At 67.1% G+C, this 18,101-nt stretch carries 15 protein-coding genes; 11 read left to right on the forward strand and 4 right to left on the reverse strand.

Annotation, left to right across the window (positions count from 1 at the left end; all coding sequences use genetic code 11):
- The first annotated feature begins 2 nt into the window (after positions 1 to 2).
- The 7 genes from BMX85_RS19165 to BMX85_RS19195 all read left to right on the forward strand — a co-directional run bounded on the left by BMX85_RS19165 (position 3) and on the right by BMX85_RS19195 (position 8,746).
- On the forward strand, positions 3 to 1,121 hold the full coding sequence (locus tag BMX85_RS19165) for a WD40/YVTN/BNR-like repeat-containing protein (protein WP_143068033.1): 1,119 nt from the start codon (positions 3 to 5) through the stop codon (positions 1,119 to 1,121).
- Complete coding sequence (locus BMX85_RS19170; protein WP_090321906.1) at positions 1,118 to 3,577, forward strand: efflux RND transporter permease subunit; 2,460 nt, start codon at positions 1,118 to 1,120, stop codon at positions 3,575 to 3,577. Before BMX85_RS19165 ends, BMX85_RS19170 begins: the two co-directional genes overlap by 4 nt.
- A 55-nt stretch (positions 3,578 to 3,632) precedes the next feature.
- Positions 3,633 to 4,157, forward strand: a complete 525-nt coding sequence (locus BMX85_RS19175; protein WP_090321910.1) for a nuclear transport factor 2 family protein — start codon at positions 3,633 to 3,635, stop codon at positions 4,155 to 4,157.
- A gap of 3 nt (positions 4,158 to 4,160) precedes the next feature.
- On the forward strand, positions 4,161 to 5,399 hold the full coding sequence (locus tag BMX85_RS19180; protein WP_255372390.1) for an MFS transporter: 1,239 nt from the start codon (positions 4,161 to 4,163) through the stop codon (positions 5,397 to 5,399).
- Positions 5,400 to 5,597: 198 nt separating this feature from the next.
- Positions 5,598 to 7,166 (forward strand): bifunctional 3-(3-hydroxy-phenyl)propionate/3-hydroxycinnamic acid hydroxylase MhpA, encoded by a 1,569-nt coding sequence (locus tag BMX85_RS19185; protein WP_177196815.1) that lies wholly within the window; start codon positions 5,598 to 5,600, stop codon positions 7,164 to 7,166.
- A 32-nt stretch (positions 7,167 to 7,198) separates the two neighbouring features.
- A complete protein-coding gene (locus BMX85_RS31505) occupies positions 7,199 to 8,323 on the forward strand; it encodes a flavin reductase (protein WP_177196816.1) in 1,125 nt (374 codons plus the stop codon).
- A gap of 78 nt (positions 8,324 to 8,401) precedes the next feature.
- Complete coding sequence (locus BMX85_RS19195; RefSeq protein ID WP_090321925.1) at positions 8,402 to 8,746, forward strand: cupin domain-containing protein; 345 nt, start codon at positions 8,402 to 8,404, stop codon at positions 8,744 to 8,746.
- Positions 8,747 to 8,802: 56 nt separating this feature from the next.
- Here BMX85_RS19195 and BMX85_RS19200 read toward each other — a convergent pair whose 3' ends face one another.
- Genes BMX85_RS19200 through BMX85_RS19215 form a run of 4 tightly spaced genes read right to left on the reverse strand, consistent with a single transcriptional unit; the run spans position 8,803 to position 14,571 of the window.
- On the reverse strand, positions 8,803 to 10,065 hold the full coding sequence (locus tag BMX85_RS19200) for a DUF3500 domain-containing protein (protein WP_090321928.1): 1,263 nt from the start codon (positions 10,063 to 10,065) through the stop codon (positions 8,803 to 8,805).
- A 24-nt stretch (positions 10,066 to 10,089) separates the two neighbouring features.
- Complete coding sequence (meaB, locus tag BMX85_RS19205; protein WP_090321931.1) at positions 10,090 to 11,112, reverse strand: methylmalonyl Co-A mutase-associated GTPase MeaB; 1,023 nt, start codon at positions 11,110 to 11,112, stop codon at positions 10,090 to 10,092.
- A gap of 15 nt (positions 11,113 to 11,127) precedes the next feature.
- Positions 11,128 to 13,305, reverse strand: coding sequence for a methylmalonyl-CoA mutase (gene scpA / locus BMX85_RS19210; RefSeq protein WP_090321936.1), 2,178 nt, complete (start codon positions 13,303 to 13,305; stop codon positions 11,128 to 11,130).
- Positions 13,306 to 14,571: an acyl-CoA dehydrogenase family protein gene (locus BMX85_RS19215; protein ID WP_090321939.1), complete on the reverse strand. Its 1,266-nt coding sequence runs from the start codon at positions 14,569 to 14,571 to the stop codon at positions 13,306 to 13,308.
- A 215-nt stretch (positions 14,572 to 14,786) separates the two neighbouring features.
- On the opposite strand from BMX85_RS19215, the gene BMX85_RS19220 reads away from it, so the two are divergent.
- The 4 genes from BMX85_RS19220 to BMX85_RS19235 all read left to right on the forward strand — a co-directional run bounded on the left by BMX85_RS19220 (position 14,787) and on the right by BMX85_RS19235 (position 18,057).
- Positions 14,787 to 15,074: a Dabb family protein gene (locus tag BMX85_RS19220; protein WP_090321943.1), complete on the forward strand. Its 288-nt coding sequence runs from the start codon at positions 14,787 to 14,789 to the stop codon at positions 15,072 to 15,074.
- Positions 15,075 to 15,094: 20 nt separating this feature from the next.
- A complete protein-coding gene (locus BMX85_RS19225) occupies positions 15,095 to 16,633 on the forward strand; it encodes an AMP-binding protein (RefSeq protein ID WP_090321946.1) in 1,539 nt (512 codons plus the stop codon).
- Positions 16,634 to 16,696: 63 nt separating this feature from the next.
- Positions 16,697 to 17,512 (forward strand): fumarylacetoacetate hydrolase family protein, encoded by an 816-nt coding sequence (locus BMX85_RS19230; RefSeq protein ID WP_090321949.1) that lies wholly within the window; start codon positions 16,697 to 16,699, stop codon positions 17,510 to 17,512.
- Positions 17,513 to 17,514: 2 nt separating this feature from the next.
- Positions 17,515 to 18,057, forward strand: coding sequence for an NADPH-dependent FMN reductase (locus tag BMX85_RS19235; RefSeq protein WP_090321953.1), 543 nt, complete (start codon positions 17,515 to 17,517; stop codon positions 18,055 to 18,057).
- The last annotated feature ends 44 nt before the right edge of the window (positions 18,058 to 18,101 follow it).

The following is an 18,101-nucleotide window of genomic DNA, read 5'->3' on the forward strand; positions in this document are numbered from 1 at the left end:
ACATGCGTGCACATCTTGTGGTCGGCGCGGTCCTGTGCACCGCGCTCGCAGCGTCGCCAGGCGCCCTGGCCCAGGCCCAGGCCCTGACCGATCCGATGCAGCGCGAGGCGGTGGCCGCGCGCCGCCTCGACAAGGCGGTGCTGCTGAGCGCCGCGTCGGCCGGCGCGCGCGTGGTCGCCGTCGGGGAACGCGGCATCGTCGCCTTGTCCGACGACCAGGGAAAAACCTGGCGCCAGGCCAAGCGGGTGCCCACCAGCGTCACCTTGACGATCGTCAAATTCGTCGGCGAGAAGTCGGGCTGGGCCGCCGGTCACGGCGGCGTCGTGCTGCACACCGGCGATGGCGGCGAGAGCTGGGTGCTCAAGCTTGACGGCTTGCGCGCCGCGCAACTGATGTTGCAGCACGCGCAAGCGGAACAACAGCGCGGCGCGCCCAACGCCGCCGCGCTGCTGAACGAGGCGCAACGGCTGGTCCAGGACGGCGCCGACAAGCCGTTCTTCGACCTCGAGGCCAGCGACGAGCGGCACGCCGTGCTGGTCGGCGCCGCCGGACTGGTGTTTTCGACCGCCGACGGCGGCGCGAGCTGGCAGCCGTGGGGCGGGCGCTTCGACAATCCGCGCGCCCTGAACCTGTACGCGATCCGCCGCATCGGCGCCAACCTGCTGGTGGCCGGCGAACAGGGGCTGGTGTTCCATTCGGCCGACGACGGCGCGACGTTCGCCAGGCTCAAAAGCCCGTACGACGGCAGCTGGTTCACCGCCGCCCGCCAGGGTGAGGACCGGTTCGTCGTCGCCGGGCTGCGCGGCAACGCCTACCGGCTCGGCGCCGACGGCAACGTCTGGACCCGGATCGGCGGCGTGCCGCCGGTGTCGTTCATGAGCGCGGCCGCCGCCACGGCCGACTGCACGGTGCTGGCGAACCAGGGCGGCCAGCTGTTTTCGGTGACGACACGGCAGGACCAGGCGCGGCGCGTCGACGCGCAGCCGCTGCCGCCGGTGACGACGACGCTGCAACTGGCCGGCGGCGCGTGGCTGGCCTTCACCATGAATGGCATTTTTCAACTCGGTCAGCTTAAGAACGCCTGTTCCCCGGCCACCTCACTGGATAGCGGTAAACCATGAGCCCATATGACGTTAAAAACCTGGCCGACTTCGACAAGAAGTCGGGCTCGGCGGTCGAGAAATTATTGTTCAACCACCGTTGGACCATCCTGTTGCTGTGCGCGCTGGTCACGGCCGTGCTGGGATGGCAGACCACCAAGCTCAAATTCAACACCAGCTTTGAAAAGACGATCCCGGTCAGCCACCCGTATGTCGCCAATTTCCTGCAATACCGCAGCGAGCTGACCGGCCTGAGCAATGCCGTGCGGATCGCCGTCGAAAGCACCGACGGCAGCATCTACGATCCGGCCTATCTCGCCACGCTGCAGAAGATCAACGACGCGGTGTTCCTGCTGCCCGGGGTCGACCGCCAGTTCGTCAAGTCGCTGTGGACGCCCAACACGCGCTGGGCCGCCGTCACCGAGGAGGGGCTCGAAGGTGGGCCGGTCATTCCGATGGATTACGACGGTTCGCCGGAAGCCAGGCAGATCCTGAAAACCAATGTGGCCCGGTCCGGCGAGATCGGCCAGATCGTCGCGCTCAACGAGAGATCGAGCGTGATCTATCTGCCGTTGCTGGCGCGCGACGCCAAGGGCGAGCTGCTCGACTACGCCGCGCTGTCGGCGCAGATCGAAGCGGTCCGCAAGCAGTACGAAAACCAGCACGTCAAGCTGCACGTGACCGGCTTCGCGAAGGTCGCGGGCGACCTGATCGCCGGCCTCAAGGAGTTCCTGCTGTTCTTCGCGCTGGCCGTCGCCATCGGCGCGGCGACCTTGTATCTGTTCGCCCGCAGCATGCGCTGCACGGTGCTGGTGGTGGCCAGCTCGCTGGTGGCGGTGATCTGGCAACTGGGCTTGTTGCCGATCCTCGGCTACCAGCTCGATCCGTATTCGATCCTGGTGCCGTTCCTGGTGTTCGCCATCGGCATGAGCCACGGCGCCCAGAAAATGAACGGCATCATGCAGGACATCGGCCGCGGCATCGACAAGCTGGTCGCCGCGCGCTACACGTTCCGGCGCCTGTTCCTGGCCGGACTGACGGCGCTGTTCGCCGACGCGGTGGGCTTCGCGGTGCTGATGATCATCGATATCCAGGTGATCCGCGAGCTGGCCATCGCCGCCAGCATCGGCGTGGCCGCGTTGATCTTCACCAACCTGATCCTGCTGCCCATCCTGTTGTCGTACACCGGCGTCGGCAAGCGGGCGGCCGCGCGCAGCCTGAAAATCGACACCCGCAACGAGAGCGGCGCCGTGAAGAACCCGGTGTGGACCTTCCTCGACCGTTTCACGCGGCGCACATGGGCCGGCGGGGCGGTGCTGGCCATGGTGGCCATGTCGGCGGGCGGTTTCTACGTGGCGCAATCGCTCAAGATCGGCGACCTCGATCCGGGCGCGCCGGAGTTGCGCGAGCACTCGCGCTACAACCGCGACGCCAAGTTCATGACCGCGAACTACGGCGCCAGCAGCGACGTCTTCGCCGTCATGGTCAAGACGCCGCAGCAGGCGTGTTCGAGCTACGAGACCGTCATGCGCATCGACGCGCTCGAATGGGAGTTGCGCCAGATCGACGGCGTCGAGACCACCAACACGCTGGCGATGCTGGTCCGGCGCATGATGACGGGCTTGAACGAGGGCAACTTCAAATGGTACGACGTGCCCCACAACCAAAGCATGCTCAACACCATCACGGCCGGCGCGCCGCGCGGGCTGTACAACGAAACCTGCAGCATGCTGACCGTCTACGTGTATCTGAAGGACCACAAGGCCGACACGTTGAGCCGGGTGGCCGACCGGGTCGAGGCGTTCGCCAGGGCCAACAGCACCAAGGACACGCAATTCATCCTGGCGGCGGGCAGCGCCGGCATCGAGGCGGCCACCAACATGGTGGTCAAGAAGGCCTGGCGTGAAATGCTGTTGCTGGTGTATGTCGCCGTCGCGCTGCTGTGCTACGTGACGTTCCGCTCGTGGCGCGCGGTGGTGGTGGCGGTGCTGCCGCTGATCGTGACGTCGATCCTGGCCGAGGCGTTGATGGTGGCGCTGGGCATCGGCGTCAAGGTCGCCACCTTGCCCGTCATCGCGCTGGGCGTGGGCATCGGCGTCGACTACGCGCTGTACATGCTGTCGGTGATGCTGGCGCAGATGAAGGCGGGAAAAACGCTGTCGCAGGCCTACCACGGCGCGCTGCTGTTCACCGGAAAGATCGTCATGTTGACCGGCATCACCCTGGCGCTCGGCGTGGCCACGTGGGTGTTCTCGGACATCAAGTTCCAGGCGGACATGGGCATCCTGCTGGCGTTCATGTTCATCTGGAACATGGTCGGCGCGGTGATCTTCCTGCCGGCGCTGGCCTACTTCCTGCTGCCGGGGCCGGACCAGCGCGGACGCGACGCCGCCGCCACGCCGGCGCCGGGGACGGCGTCGGACCTGGCCGGCGCGCCGGCATTACCGATGAGCGCCGAGCTGTCGCGCAGCGCCTGACACCGATGTAGCAATGAGCAGTGATTTTTGATTTATCAATATTGGAGAATGACGTATGAGCGTATTACAAGACAAAGCGGAAATTATCGAAGTCATCAACCTGTACGGCATCGCGCTCGACGCCCACGCGTGGGACTTGCTGGACGACGTGTTCACCAAGGATGTGCACGCCGAGTTCGGCCCGGCCGGCGCCGTGTGGAAGTCGGTCGACGCGCTCAAGTTCGCCTTCAAGGACTTCCATGAGACCTTGACCAACCACATGCACACGATGACCGGCTCCTGCGTCCACGTCGACGGCGACAAGGCCAACGCTTTCACCTACGGCGACTGGCTGCTGTCGCGCGACAGCGCCGTCGGCGGCCCGGACTGGGTTGGCCGTGGCTGGTACGACGACGAACTGGTGCGCACGCCCGAGGGCTGGCGCATCAGCAGCCGCGTGTGCCGCCTGCTGTCGTGGACCGGCAATCCCAACGTGCCGGAGCCGGCCTACGAACAGCGTCCGGTGATGACCACCCACACGCTGCGCGGCCACCACGAAGCCGGGAAGATCAAGTTCTTCAAGGCCATCGCCAGGAAGTAAGTCTTGCGGCACGCTCCCGGCCCGCCCGCTTCGGCCTTCGCGCCCCTGCGCCTGCCGGGATTTCGCATGTTGTGGCTGGTCTGGCTGGGCGCCAACCTGACCATGTGGATGAACGACGTCGCCTCCGCCTGGCTGATGACTTCGTTGACGGGCAACGCCTTCATGATCGCGCTGGTGCAGTCGGCGTCGACGCTGCCGTTGTTCCTGCTGGGCCTGCCCAGCGGCGCGCTGGCCGACCTGTTGGACCGGCGCCGCTATTTGGCGTGGACCCATGCATGGGTCGCCGGCGTCGCCCTGGCGCTGGCCGCGCTGACCTTTTTCGGCGCCCTGAACGCGCCGTTGCTGCTGCTGTGCAGTTTTCTCAATGGCATCGGCATGGCGATGCGCTGGCCGCTGTTCGCCGCCATCGTGCCGCAGCTGGTGCGGCGCGACGACCTGCCGGCCGCGCTGGCCCTCAACGGTATCGCCGGCAACATGGCGCGCATCATCGGCCCGCTCATCGCCGGCGCGCTGCTGGCCGGCGCCGGCAGCGCCTGCGTGTATCTGCTCAACGCGCTGCTGAGCTGCGCGGCGCTGGCGCTGATCCTGCGCTGGCGGCCGGCGCCCGAAGCCAGCGCGCCGCCTCCCGAGCGCTTTGTCGCGGCCATGCGCGCCGGCTTGTGGCACGTGCTCGGCCGCGCGCAACTGCGCAACATCCTGTTGCGCATCTTCCTGTTCTTCCTGCAAGCGACCGCGCTGATGGCGCTGCTGCCGCTGGTGGCGCTGCGTCTGGCCGGCGGCGGCGCCGGCGCCGGCGCCTTCACCACGCTGCTGGTGGCCATGGGCGCCGGCGCGGTGCTGGCCGCCTTCAATCTGCACCGGCTGCGGCGCCTGGCCGGTCCCGACACGCTGGTCGGCGTCGGCGTCTGCGTCCACGCCGCCGCCTCGGCCGTGGCGGTGCTGGCGCCCGGCATGGGGCTGGCGGCGGCGGCCCTGGCGGTCGCCGGCATGGCGTGGATCGCCACCGCCAACGCGTTGACGGTGGCGATGCAGCTGGCGTTGCCGGACCGGGTGCGCGCCCGCGCCATGGCGATTTACCAGATGGCCGTGATGGGCGGCAGCGCCGCCGGCGCGGCGTTGTGGGGCTATGTCGCCAGCGTCGGATCGGTGCGCGCCAGCGTGCTTGCCGCCGCCGTGCTGGGACCGCTCGTGTGGTGGTCGACCAGGCGCCTTGGCGTCGGCGCCGCGCACGGGCAAGCCTGATTTTTCTTTGCTTTGCCATTGACACTGCGCGGCGTCTTGAATAATATCAATGCGTGTTGATATAATTTTTCGCCGCAGCACTTGACAGCCGAAACATAAAAAACGGAGGGGACAACAGACATGATGCACGCCACTTCCATCGGGGCCGCGCCGACCCGCGCCGCGCACCCGCAACCAGCCGCTTAAGCCAGGATGACTATGACGAACGACGTTGTAATTGTCGGCGCCGGTCCGGTCGGACTGTTCGCCGCGCTGCTGCTTGAACAACGGGGCATGACGGTGGCCCTGTACGAACGCTGGCCGACGTTCTATCCGCGCCCGCGCGCCTGCGGGGTCGACCACGAGATCATCCGCCAGCTGCAGCTGGCCGGCCTGGCCGCCGAGCTGGAACCCTTGCTGGACCCGGTGATCGGACCCGATAAAGCCTACGAATTCCTCAACGGCGCCGGCGAGACGATCCTCAAGATCGACTGGAACCGGCCGGGCGCGTCGGGCTGGGCGCAGATGAACATGTTCTACCAGCCCGACGTCGAGCAGTTGCTGGCGCGCCGCATCGAGGCCTCGCCGCGGGTGACCATCCACCGCGGGCGCGAGCTGGTGGCGCTGACGCAGCACGACGACCACGTGGCGCTCGAGTTCGGCGCGACGGGCAATCCGCAGGACAAGATCGGCGCCACGGCGCGCTACGTGCTCGGCGCCGACGGCGCCCGCAGCACCACGCGCGACTTGCTGGCGATCGGCCAGACCGATCTGGGCTTCGAGTACGACTGGCTGGTGGTCGACGTCATCCCCGACGAGGAACGGGTGTGGAAGCCGTACGTGGTCCAGCATTGCGACCCGGCCCGTCCGTCGACGCTGGTGGCCAGCGGTCCCGGCCGCCGGCGCTGGGAATTCATGCGCATGCCGGGCGAATCGATCGAGGAGCTCAACACGATGGAAAAAGCGTGGGAGCTGCTGGCGCCGTGGAACGTCACGCCCGAAAATGCCACCGTGGAGCGGCACGCCGTCTACACCTTCCGTGGCTCGTGGGCGGACCAGTGGAAAAAAGGCCGGGTGTTCCTGGCCGGCGACGCGGCGCACCTGATGCCGCCGTTCCTGGGCCAGGGCTTGTGCTCGGGCATGCGCGACGCGCTGGCGTTCTGCTGGCGCGTCGAGGCCGTGCTGCGCGGCGGCGCGCCGCTGGCCTTGTTCGACTCCTATGGTCCGGAGCGCAGCGTCCACGTTCAGGAAATCATCCACCAGGCGGTCGAGATGGGGCGCCTGATCTGCATGCTCGATCCGGCCGAGGTGGCCGCGCGCGACGCCCAAATGAAAGAGGCGATGCGCAACCCGGCCCTGGCGCTGAAGCCGCCGCCGGAACCGCGCCTCGGCGACAGCGCCGCCTTCCAGGCGGGCAATCCGCACGCCGGTTATTTGTCGGTCCAGGCGCGGGTCGGCCACGGCGGACGCGAGGGCCTGTTCGATGACGTCGTCGGCAAGGGCTGGCAATTGCTGCTGCGCGGCGACGGCGCCGAGCCGGCGATCGACGCGGCGCTGCGCGCGGCGGTGAGCCGCCTGGGCGGCGTGGTCGCCGATTTCGGCCCGGGCGGCGACACGGTCGACCTCGATGGCACGTATGCGGACTGGTTCGACGGCCTTGGCGCCGACGCGGCGCTGGTGCGACCGGACTTTTATGTCTTTGGCACGGCCTCCAGATCGGAGGTCGGGTCGCTGCTCGCCCAGGCGAGCGCGATGCTGGGGATGGCACCCGCGGCAAACCCACGATAAACAACACAGCGCTAACAAGAATGGAGACAACAATGACAAGCTCAACACAGGGCGCCGCCATCGACGCGGCCGCCCCGGATTTACAGCAGGATTTCAAAAGCGCGATGCGGCGCCTGGCCGCCACCGTCTGCGTGGTGTCCACGACCGACCAGGACGGCTGGCACGGCATGACGGCCACGTCGGTCACGTCGGTGTCGATGGACCCGCCGTCGGTGCTGGTATGCGTCAACACCACCGCCACCCTGCACAAGATACTGCACGCGGGCGGGCACTTCTGCGTCAACGTGCTGCGCGCCTCGCAGGAGGCGCAGGCCGGCCGCTTCGCCAGCAGCAAGATCCGCGGCGCGGACCGTTTCGCCGACCACGCGTGGAAGGCGAACGCGGAGCAGGGCGCCTTGCCCTACCTGGTCGACGCCCAGGCCAACCTGTTCTGTGACATCGACCAGGCCATTTCCTACGGTACCCATACCATCTTCATCGGCCGCGTCAACGAGATCCGCATCGGCGAGCTGGTCTCGCCGCTGCTGTACGCCGACGGCCAGTACCTGGCGACGCGCCGGGTGCCCAACTTCCCGGTCGAGACCTTGTTCCTGCACCGCTGGTCGCCGCGCGCGTTCACGCCGGAGCCGATCCCGGAGACGCAGCTGATGACGTTGCTGGAGGCGGCGCGCTGGGCGCCGTCGTGCTTCAACTCGCAGCCGTGGCGCTTCCTGTACGCGCTGCGCGACACGCCGCAGTGGGACAAGTTTGTCGGCCTGCTGACGCCGGACAACCAGGTGTGGGCCAAGAACGCCTCGGCCCTGGTGTTCATCGTGTCGAATACGTTGATGAGGAATCCGGCCGCCGAAGAGGGCGCGGCGGCCGACGAATGGGTGCCGTCGTACACCCACTCGTTCGACGCCGGCGCCGCCTGGGCGCAACTGGGGCTGCAATCGACGCTGGCCGGCCTGCGCGCGCACGGCATCATCGGCATCGACCTGGAACGCGCGCGCCGGGAACTGAACGTGCCGGAGCACTACCGCATCGAGGCGGCCGTCGCCATCGGCCGCCAGGCGCCGGCCGAAACGCTGGACGACGATTTGCAGAAGAAGGAGCAGCCGAGCGAGCGCGAGCCGTTGTCGGTGATCGCCCTCGAGGGCGGCTTCCCGGCGGCGTAACCGGACGCTGCGCCACGGTTTTCATGCCACACAGCGGCGCCGGTGTCCGGCGCCGTTTTAACTTTCGAAGGAACGATAATGGAAGTAGTTAAATTTGCCGAAGCGCCGTTTTATACCGCCCCGCACCATGAGGATGTCGTCGCCCGCCGCCTGCAGGGCGGCGTGGCCAGCAGCACCGATTTCGCGCTGGTGGGGCATTCGTATCTGCGCGATGGCGCCAAGGTGCAAATGAGCGCCGGCACGTTCGGCAAGGTGTATGTGATCACCGAGGGGTCGCTGATCATCGAGCAGGAAGACGGCGTCGAGCATGTGCTGGAGCTGTTCGACAGCATCCACATTCCCGCCGGCGAAGCGCGCGCGATCCGCAACGACAGCGGCGCCGGCGCCACGATGATCGTCATCACGCCGCCGGTGCCGGCCTAAACGCCGGCGTGGCCGCCGCCGCCATGCGCCGTCGAAGGCGCATGGCGTGTGGCGTATCAGGCCGTACCCGGGTTTTTACCCGGATGCACCTGCTCATAATGTAGCCGCAGCAAGTCCTTGCCGTAGTCGTTGCCGTTGGGCGTGCGCACCACCGTGTGGATGTGGCACTTGGCCGGCGTGTCGTTGGCCAGCCAGATGCCGGCGTGGTGGTCGAACTCGGTCATCACCACCGGGCTCTGGATGCGGTAGTAGAACGGATCGTCCTCGCCGTGGCCGCCGATCCAGCTCCACCAGGTGCGGTCGAGCATCGATTCGACGTGGTCCATCTTGGCCCTGAGCGGGCCTTCGGGCAGGTAGCAGACGAACGCTTCGACGATCTCGAGCAGCTGGCGCTTCTGCAGCGACGAAAACTCCTTCACCGAAATGCCTTCGTACGGGATGATGCGGTTGTCCTGGAAGGCGCCGCCGAGCGCGCGCTCGTCGCCCGGATTCCAGCGCCCCTCGGGCATGGCCGGGTCCTTCATCTGCTTGAAGACGGTGGCCCGCTCGCGCAGCGCCTCGGGCAGCGAACGCATCAACGCCAACCCCACGTCCTGCTCGGTGTCGAACAGCTTCAGGCCTTTGTTCGGGCCGTCGTCGATCTCGTTCGGCTCGGCGCCCATGAAGGTCGGCGAGATCACCATCTGGCTGCCCTGCACGAACACGTTCAGGCACAGGTGGTGGCCGTACAGGTTCCAGCCCCACGGACCGTCCATCGACGGCTCGCCGAACAGCAGGAAGTTGTAGCTCCACTCGTTCATGATGTTTTCGAGCTGGCACAGCTGGCCCAGGAAGGCGTTGGTCTTCATGCAGCCGCGCGCCTTTTCGAAGCCCTTGGCGCTCAGCGACGCCTTGATCAGGTTCATGATCGCCAGGCGCGGGACCGGCGCCAGATCCTCCAGGCGCACGCCGTTCGGATTGAGCAGGAATTCCGGATTGCTCCAGCTGCGCCACTCCTTGGCGTCGATCGGATAGCGCACTTTGTCGAGTTCGTCCGCGCCGAGCACGTTGAGCATGTTCCTGGCGGCGTCGACCAGCTGCGCGGTCGGCGCGCCCTCGTTCTTGATCTCGTACAGGCCGGTTTCCTTGTGGCCATCGCAGGTGATGCAGGAGTGCGGTTCGGCATACAGCTTGCGCCAGTCGGCCACCAGCGCGGCCGGGATCGGCTCCTTGATCACCTCCTGCGCGAAGGCATGCGGATCGAGATGGCGGAACGGCGTCAGCCGTGGCGAGTCGACGGGGTAGAGAAGATCCCTGAATTGCGGCCTTTTGTATTGCATGGTGTGCTCCGTTATCGTTGGTTTTTAGTGTTTGATACAGTCAAGCAACCGGTACGCGGCGGCGCCCGGCGTGATCCTTCCCTCGGCGACCGCCTCGGTCAGTTGCGCGAGCTCGGCGCCGACGGCCGGATGGCGCCGGAAATGCTGGCGCACGCCCGAATCGATCAGGTTCCACATCCACGCCAGCGCCTGGCGGCGGCGCTTGGCGTCGAACTCGCCGGTGCCGGTCATCGTGTCGCGGTAGCGCTCGACGTCGGCCCAGAACGCGTCGATGCCGCGCCTGGCCAGCGAGCTGACGGCGAGCACCGGCACCCGCCAGTTTTTGCTGGCCGGGCGCAGCATCGTCAGCGCCGTCTGCACTTGCATGCGCGCCAGTTCGGTCGCCTGCGCGTCGATGTCGGCCTTGTTGAACAGGACCAGGTCGGCGATTTCGACGATCCCCTTCTTGATCGTTTGCAGGTCGTCGCCGGCGTTGGCCAGTTGCAGCAGCACGAACAGGTCGACCATGCCGGCCACCATCGTCTCGCTCTGACCGACGCCGACCGTCTCGACGATGATGACGTCGAAGCCGGCCGCCTCGAACAGCAGCATGGCTTCGCGCGTCTTTTCGGCGACGCCGCCGAGCGCCCCGGATGTGGGACTGGGGCGGATGAAGGCTTCCTCGCGCTGGCACAGCGATTCCATCCGCGTTTTGTCGCCGAGGATGGAGCCGCCGGAGATCGACGAGGACGGGTCGACCGCCAGCACCGCGACGCGCTTGCCGGCGTCGATCAGGAAATTGCCGAGCGCTTCGATGAAGGTCGACTTGCCCGAGCCGGGCACGCCCGAGATCCCGACCCGGATCGCGCGGCCCGTGTGCGGCAGCAAGGCCGCCAGCACCTGTTGCGCGCGCGCCTGGTGGTCGGCGCGGGTCGATTCGATCAGCGTGATCGATTTCGCCAGCGCGCGGCGCTGCCCGGCGCCCGGGCCGAGCACGCCGTCGACCAGTTTCTGGTCGGCGGGCTCGAGCGCGGCGGGCGGCGGCGCGGCCCCATCGGTTGACTGCAAGGAGGCCGGCACGGTCTACGCCGCCGTGGCGGCCAGCGCCTTGCGGATTTCCAGCAGCGTGGTCCGGGCCGAATCCTCGATGCGCGTGCCCGGCCCGAAAATGGCCTTGGCGCCGGCCTCGAACAGGTAGTCGTAGTCCTGCGCCGGGATCACGCCGCCGGCGAAGACGATGATGTCGTCGGCGCCCTGGTCCTTGAGCGCCTTGACCAGCGCCGGCAGCAACGTCTTGTGGCCGGCCGCCAGCGACGACACGCCCACCGCGTGCACGTCGTTCTCGATCGCCAGCCGCGCCGCTTCCTCCGGCGTCTGGAACAGCGGGCCGACGTCGATGTCGAACCCGAGGTCGGCGAAGGCGGTGGCCACCACCTTGGCGCCGCGGTCGTGGCCGTCCTGGCCCAGCTTGGCGATCATGATGCGCGGACGGCGGCCCTCGTCGGCCAGGAATTGCTCGATGTCGGCCTTGATTTCCTCCCAGCTGACCTGGCCCTCGACCACCGCGCCGTACACGCCCGAGACGGTCTGCTGCGTCGCGCGGAAGCGGCCGTAGACCGTTTCCAGCGCGTCGGAGATCTCGCCGACCGACGCGCGCAGCCGTACCGCCTTGATCGCCAGGTCCAGCAGGTTGCCGTCGCCGCCCTCGGCGCATTTGACCAGCGCGTCGAGCGCGGCCATCATCTTGTCGTCGTCGCGCGCGGCGCGCATCCGGTTCAGGCGCGCGATCTGCGACTCGCGCACGGCGACGTTGTCGATGTCGAGGATCTCGATCGGGTCTTCCTTGGCCAGCTTGTATTTGTTGACGCCGACGATGACGTCCTTGCCGGAATCGATGCGCGCTTGCTTGTCGGCCGCGCACGCTTCGATCTTCAGCTTGGCCCAGCCCGATTCGACCGCGTGCGTCATGCCGCCCATGGCCTCGACTTCCTCCATGATCTTCCACGCCTCGTCGGCCATGTCCTGGGTCAGCTTCTCCATCATGTAGGAGCCGCCCCACGGATCGACCACGCTGGTGATATGGGTTTCTTCCTGGATCACCAGCTGCGTGTTGCGGGCGATGCGCGACGAGAAATCGGTCGGCAGCGCGATCGCCTCGTCGAGCGCGTTGGTGTGCAGCGACTGGGTGCCGCCGAACACCGCCGCCATCGCCTCGATGGTGGTGCGCACCACGTTGTTGTAGGGGTCCTGTTCGGTCAGGGTCCAGCCGGAGGTCTGGCAGTGGGTGCGCAGCATCGACGACTTGGCGCTCTTGGGCGAGAACTCCTGCATGATCTTCCACCACAGCAGGCGGGAGGCGCGCAGCTTGGCCACCTCCAGGTAGAAGTTCATGCCGATGGCGAAGAAAAAGCTCAGCCGGCCGGCGAATTCGTCGACGTCCAGGCCCGAGGCGATCGCCGTCTTGACGTACTCGCGGCCGTCGGCCAGCGTGAACGCCAGCTCCAGCGACTGGTTGGCGCCGGCCTCCTGGATGTGGTAGCCGGAGATCGAGATCGAATTGAACTTCGGCATGTTCTTGGCCGTGTAGCCGATGATGTCGGCGATGATCTTCATCGACGGCCCGGGCGGGTAGATGTAGGTGTTGCGGACCATGAACTCCTTGAGGATGTCGTTCTGTATGGTCCCCGACAACTGCTCCTGCGTCACGCCTTGCTCCTCGGCGGCGACCACGTAGCCGGCCAGGATCGGCAGCACGGCGCCGTTCATCGTCATCGACACCGACACCTTGTCGAGCGGGATGCCGTCGAACAGGATCTTCATGTCCTCGACCGAGTCGATCGCCACGCCGGCCTTGCCGACGTCGCCGGTCACGCGCGGATGGTCCGAGTCGTAGCCGCGGTGGGTGGCCAGGTCGAACGCCACCGACACGCCCTGTCCGCCGGCCGCCAGCGCCTTGCGGTAGAACGCGTTGGACGCCTCGGCCGTGGAGAAGCCGGCGTACTGGCGGATGGTCCATGGACGCACCGCGTACATGGTCGCCTGCGGCCCGCGCAGGTAGGGGGCGAAGCCGGGCAGGGTGTCGGTGTATTGCAGGCCCGCCACGTCGCTGCGGGTGTACAGCGGCTTGACCTGGATGCCGTCGGGCGTGGTCCAGGTCAGCGCCGCGACGTCGCCGCCGGGCGCGGACTTGGCCGCCGCCTTTTTCCAGGCGTCCAGCCCGGAATAGTCGGGCGCGGCGGCGGAATGGGTGTTCGCCGTCATTTAAGCGACCTTTGCCGCCGGTGCCGGCGTGAAGCGGTCGAGCGTGGTAATGCCCTCGAAATTGTGCGGCTGCAGGCCGGCCATCAGGCGCCCGTAGTTCTCCGACAGCGCCTCCAGGTTCAGCGCGCCGTGCAGGGTGACGATGCGGGCGTCGCGCCAGGCGCGCTGGATCGGTTCGAACAGCATGATCGCGGTCGAGCCGGAATTGCGTTGCAGGATCTCGATCGCTTCGGCGCACCATTTGGCCGCGTAGGCCGTTTCCACCAGCACGCGCGAACTAAATAGTTGCATGGTTTCGGCGTCGGCCGGCGTGCCGGCGGCGGCCAGCGCGCCCAGACGGTCGGTCTCTTCGGCGTTGGCGCGCGCCATCAGCAGCGCCGACTGGATCTTGGTGTGCACCTCGGACAGCAGCAAATGGGTCAGCGGCGCCTCCAGCTGGTTCTTGTAGGTGGTGCCACGGATCGGGCGACCGGCGGAGCGGTCGAGGAAGCGCGCCAGCGCGCCCTGCGCCAGGCCGATCGACATGCCGGCCATCAGGCTGAACGACCAGCCCAGCGTCGGCGCCTTCCACAGGCTGCCCTTGAGGCCGTTGTCGTGCACGGCGCTGGTCACTTCGCGGAAATCGATGGCGCGGTAGTTGGGCACGAACAATTCCTCGTCGGTGAGCGTGATCGAGACGCTGCCGGTGGCGCACATGCCGGCCACCTTCCAGTCGTCGAGGAATTTGAGCTGGTCGCGCGGCACCTGGGCGCCGACCAGGAAGCGGCCGTTGCCCTCGTCGCAGATGCAACCGAGGTTGGTGTAGGGCGCCCACAGCGAATCGCTGCCGAAGGTCCACGGGCCGCCGGAGATGATCCAGCCGCCGTCGACGCGCTTGGCTTTGCCGCGCGTGGCCGGGAAGTGGCTCGAGCCGGCCACGCGCGGGCCGACCCATTTGCCGCCGAACACTTCTTCGACGACCTTGGCGCCCATCCCGGCCGGAATCCAGTTGGTGGCGGCGCCGACCCAGGTGGTCCAGCCGGCCGAGCCGTCCCATTTGGCGACCTCGATGATGACGTCGAGCTGCTGGCGCACCGACAGTTCGTCGCCGCCGTATTCGGCCGGGCTGCCGATGTTGAAGGCGCCGGTGGCGTCGAGCGCGGCGATGGTCTCGTCGGAGTGGCGGTTGTTGCGTTCGGCTTCGCTGGCGCGCTCGCGCAGCGTGGGGCCGAGTGCGCGAATCTGGTCGAGGATGGTGGCCAGGCGTTCGGCTTTATTGGTGGTCATGGTGTTCGTCTCCGCTGTTTTTGTTTCGAAAAAAATATATCAACACGCATTGATATTATTCAAGAGTGGGGAGGGTGTCAATGGCCGAAACAAAGAAAACACGGGACAAAGCTGCGCGAGATTTCTTCGCCAACGGCATTGACACTGCCGGGTGTCTTCATTAATATCAATGCGTGTTGATATTTAGCGCCAGCTGCGCAGGAGGAGAAAATTCGATGGTTACCCACATTGTGATCTTCACGTGGATCGCCGAAGTGACGGCGGAACAGGTGGAAAACCTGCGGCAGGCGCTGAACAGCCTGGCCGTGGAATTTGCGGAGACCGTCACCATCAAGCACGGTCCGGACCTGCGCTTCCGGGACATCAATGGCAGTTACGCTTTAGTAGCAACATTTCCAGACCGGGCAGGCTGGGACGCATACCAAGCCGACCCGCGGCACAAAGCCGTGGTGCGCGACTTCGTCCTGCCGATCCAGGCTTCCCGCCTAACGGTGCAATTCTAAACATGCAGAACATACCTATAATGAGACACGACACTCCCCCCATCAGCAGCAATCAAGAGAACGACAATGTCTTCGCCCTGTTCGAAGCGGCGGCGGCGGCCCACCCGGAGCGCGCCTTCCTGGTCGTCGAGGGCAGGGTGCTGCTCACCTACGGCGCCCTGTTGAGCGAGACGGCGCGTGCGGCCGCCTGGCTGCGCTCGGTCGGCGTCGAGCCGGGCGAGCGCGCGCTGGTGCAGGTGCACAAATCGCCGGCGGCGGTGGTGCTGTACCTGGCGTGCCTGCGCGCCGGCGTGGTGTTCATTCCGCTCAACACCGCATATCAGGAGGGCGAACTGGCGTATTTCCTGTCGGACGCCGAACCGGCCCTGCTGGCGGCGAGCCCCGGCTTGCCGGCCGCGACGGTCGCCTTCGGCGGTACGCGCGCGGTCATTGCCGGCGGCCTCGAGGCGGCGCCGTGGGCGGCGGTCGAGGAGCAGCTGCCCACCGTCCAGAGCGCGTCCGGCGCGCCGGCCGCCATCCTGTACACCTCGGGCACCACCGGGCGCTCCAAGGGCGCGGTGCTCACGCACGGCAACCTGTCGTCCAACGCCAAGGTGCTGGGCCAGGCCTGGCGCTGGCGCGATGACGACGTGCTGCTGCACGCATTGCCGATCTTCCACGCGCACGGGCTGTTCGTGGCGCTGCACTGCGCGCTGCTGCACGCCTCGCCGATGCTGTTCCACGAGCGCTTCGACGCGGCGGCGGTGCTCCGCGATTTGCCGGGCGCGACGGTGTTCATGGGCGTGCCGACCTTTTACACGCGCCTGCTGGCCGAGCCGTCGTTCGGCGCCGACCTGTGCCGCCACATCCGGGTGTTCATCAGCGGTTCGGCGCCGCTGCTCGACGCCACCTTCGAGGAATTCAAGGGCCGCACCGGCCATACCATCCTGGAGCGCTACGGCATGACCGAGGCGCTGATGGTGACGTCGAACCCGTACGACGGCGAGCGCATCGCCGGCAGCGTCGGGCCGGCCCTGCCCGGCGTGTCGGTGCGGGTGGTGGCCGAGGGCGGCGTCCCGGCGGCGGCGGGCGAGCCGGGCGTGCTGGAAATCAAGGGGCCGAACCTGTTCGCCGGCTACTGGCGCAATCCGGAGAAGACCGCGCAGGACCACACGGCCGACGGCTTCTTCATCACCGGCGACATCGCCACCCAGGACGCGGCGGGCGTGGTCCGCATCGTCGGCCGCTCCAAGGACTTGATCATCTCCGGCGGCTACAACGTCTATCCCAAGGAAATCGAGCTGGCCATCGACGCGCTCGACGGCGTCGTCGAAAGCGCGGTCATCGGCGTGCCGCATCCGGACTTCGGCGAAGCGGTCGTGGCGGTGATCTCGCGCGCCCCGGGCGCCGCACTGGACCCGAAGGCGATCACGGAAGCGCTGGCGACCCAGCTGGCGTCGTTCAAGCGTCCGAAGAAGATCGTCATCGTCGACGAGCTGCCCCGCAACGCCATGGGCAAGGTGCAAAAGGCCGAATTGCGCGCGGTGCACAAGGATAGTTTCAGCGTCCAGTCCGCCTAACCGAACCCGCGCGGCGTGCGCGCCGCGCTTCATTACTTGTATAAATCTTAGAGAGCTATTCCAATGCGTATTGTTACTTTTTCCCTGAACGGCAGCATCCAGCACGGCGTGCGCACCGAACGCGGCATCCGCGTCCATCCGACCGCCACGTCGGCGGTCGACCTGGCGGTGAACGCCGCCGACCACCCGGCCGGCGAGGAAATCGCCGTCGCCGACGTCACGTTGCTGGCGCCGGTTCCGCGCCCCGGCAAGGTCATTTGCATCGGCCTGAACTACCGCGCCCACGCGGCCGAGGGCGGCTTCGAAGTGCCCGACTATCCGTCGGTGTTCCTGCGCGGCCCGACCTCGCTGGGCGGCCCGGACGCGGCCATCATCCTGCCGGCGTGCTCGGACAAGCTGGACTTCGAGGCGGAACTGGCGGTCGTGATCGGCAAGACCGCGACCAATGTGCGCGAGAACGCGCTCGACTACGTGGCCGGCTACTGCTGCTTCAACGACGGCACGATCCGCGACTACCAGCGCAAAACCACGCAATGGACTTCGGGCAAGAACTTCGACCAGACCGGCGGCTTCAGCGCCGACCTGGTGACGCCGGACGAACTGCCGGCCGGCGCGTCGGGCTTGCGCATTCAGTCCCGCCTGAACGGCGAGATCATGCAGGACAGTAATACCGGCGACCTGATTTTCGATGTGGCCGCGTTGATCGTCACCTTGTCCGAAGCCATGACGCTCGAGCCGGGCGACGTGATCGCCACCGGCACGCCGTCCGGCGTCGGCTACGCGCGCAAGCCGCCGGTCTTCATGCGCGAGGGCGACGTGCTGGAGGTGGAGATCGAGCGGATCGGACTGCTGTCGAACACCGTCGGCCGGCGCGCCTGATCATGCATCGCTTACTTGCCATTTCGGGCAGCCTGCGCCGGCAGGCTTATTCCAAGGCGATCCTGGCGGCCCTGGCCGACGCCAACGCGGCCCGCGCGCGGTTCGACTACGCCGACATTGGGGAATTACCGCTGTTTAACCAGGATTTGTATGTCGAACCGCTGCCGGAGGCCGTCGCGCGTTTCCGCCGGCAGATCGCCGAGGCGGACGCCCTGGTGATCGCCTCGCCGGAATACAATCACGGCATGCCGGGGGTGTTGAAGAACGCGCTCGACTGGGCGTCGCGTCCGCACAACGGCTCGCCGTTGAAAAACAAGCCGGTGCTGATTGTGACGTCGTCGCCGGCGGTGACGGGCGGCGTGCGGGCGCAGTACCAGATCCGCGAAACGCTGGTGTCGGCGCTGGCGCGCCCGGTCAATACCCCGGAAATCGTCGTCGGCCAGGTCGGTGCTAAAATTGTCGACGGCCGGTTTGTCGATACGGCCACCATCGATTTCGCGCTGGGTGGCTTCGCGACCATGTTCGAGGCGATCGCAGCGAAATAGCACATGGTTGTATCGCGCGGGGCGGATCACGGCGTTTGGCGTGG

The organism is Duganella sp. CF517 (genome assembly GCF_900110275.1).
Taxonomy (GTDB): Bacteria; Pseudomonadota; Gammaproteobacteria; order Burkholderiales; family Burkholderiaceae_D; genus Rugamonas.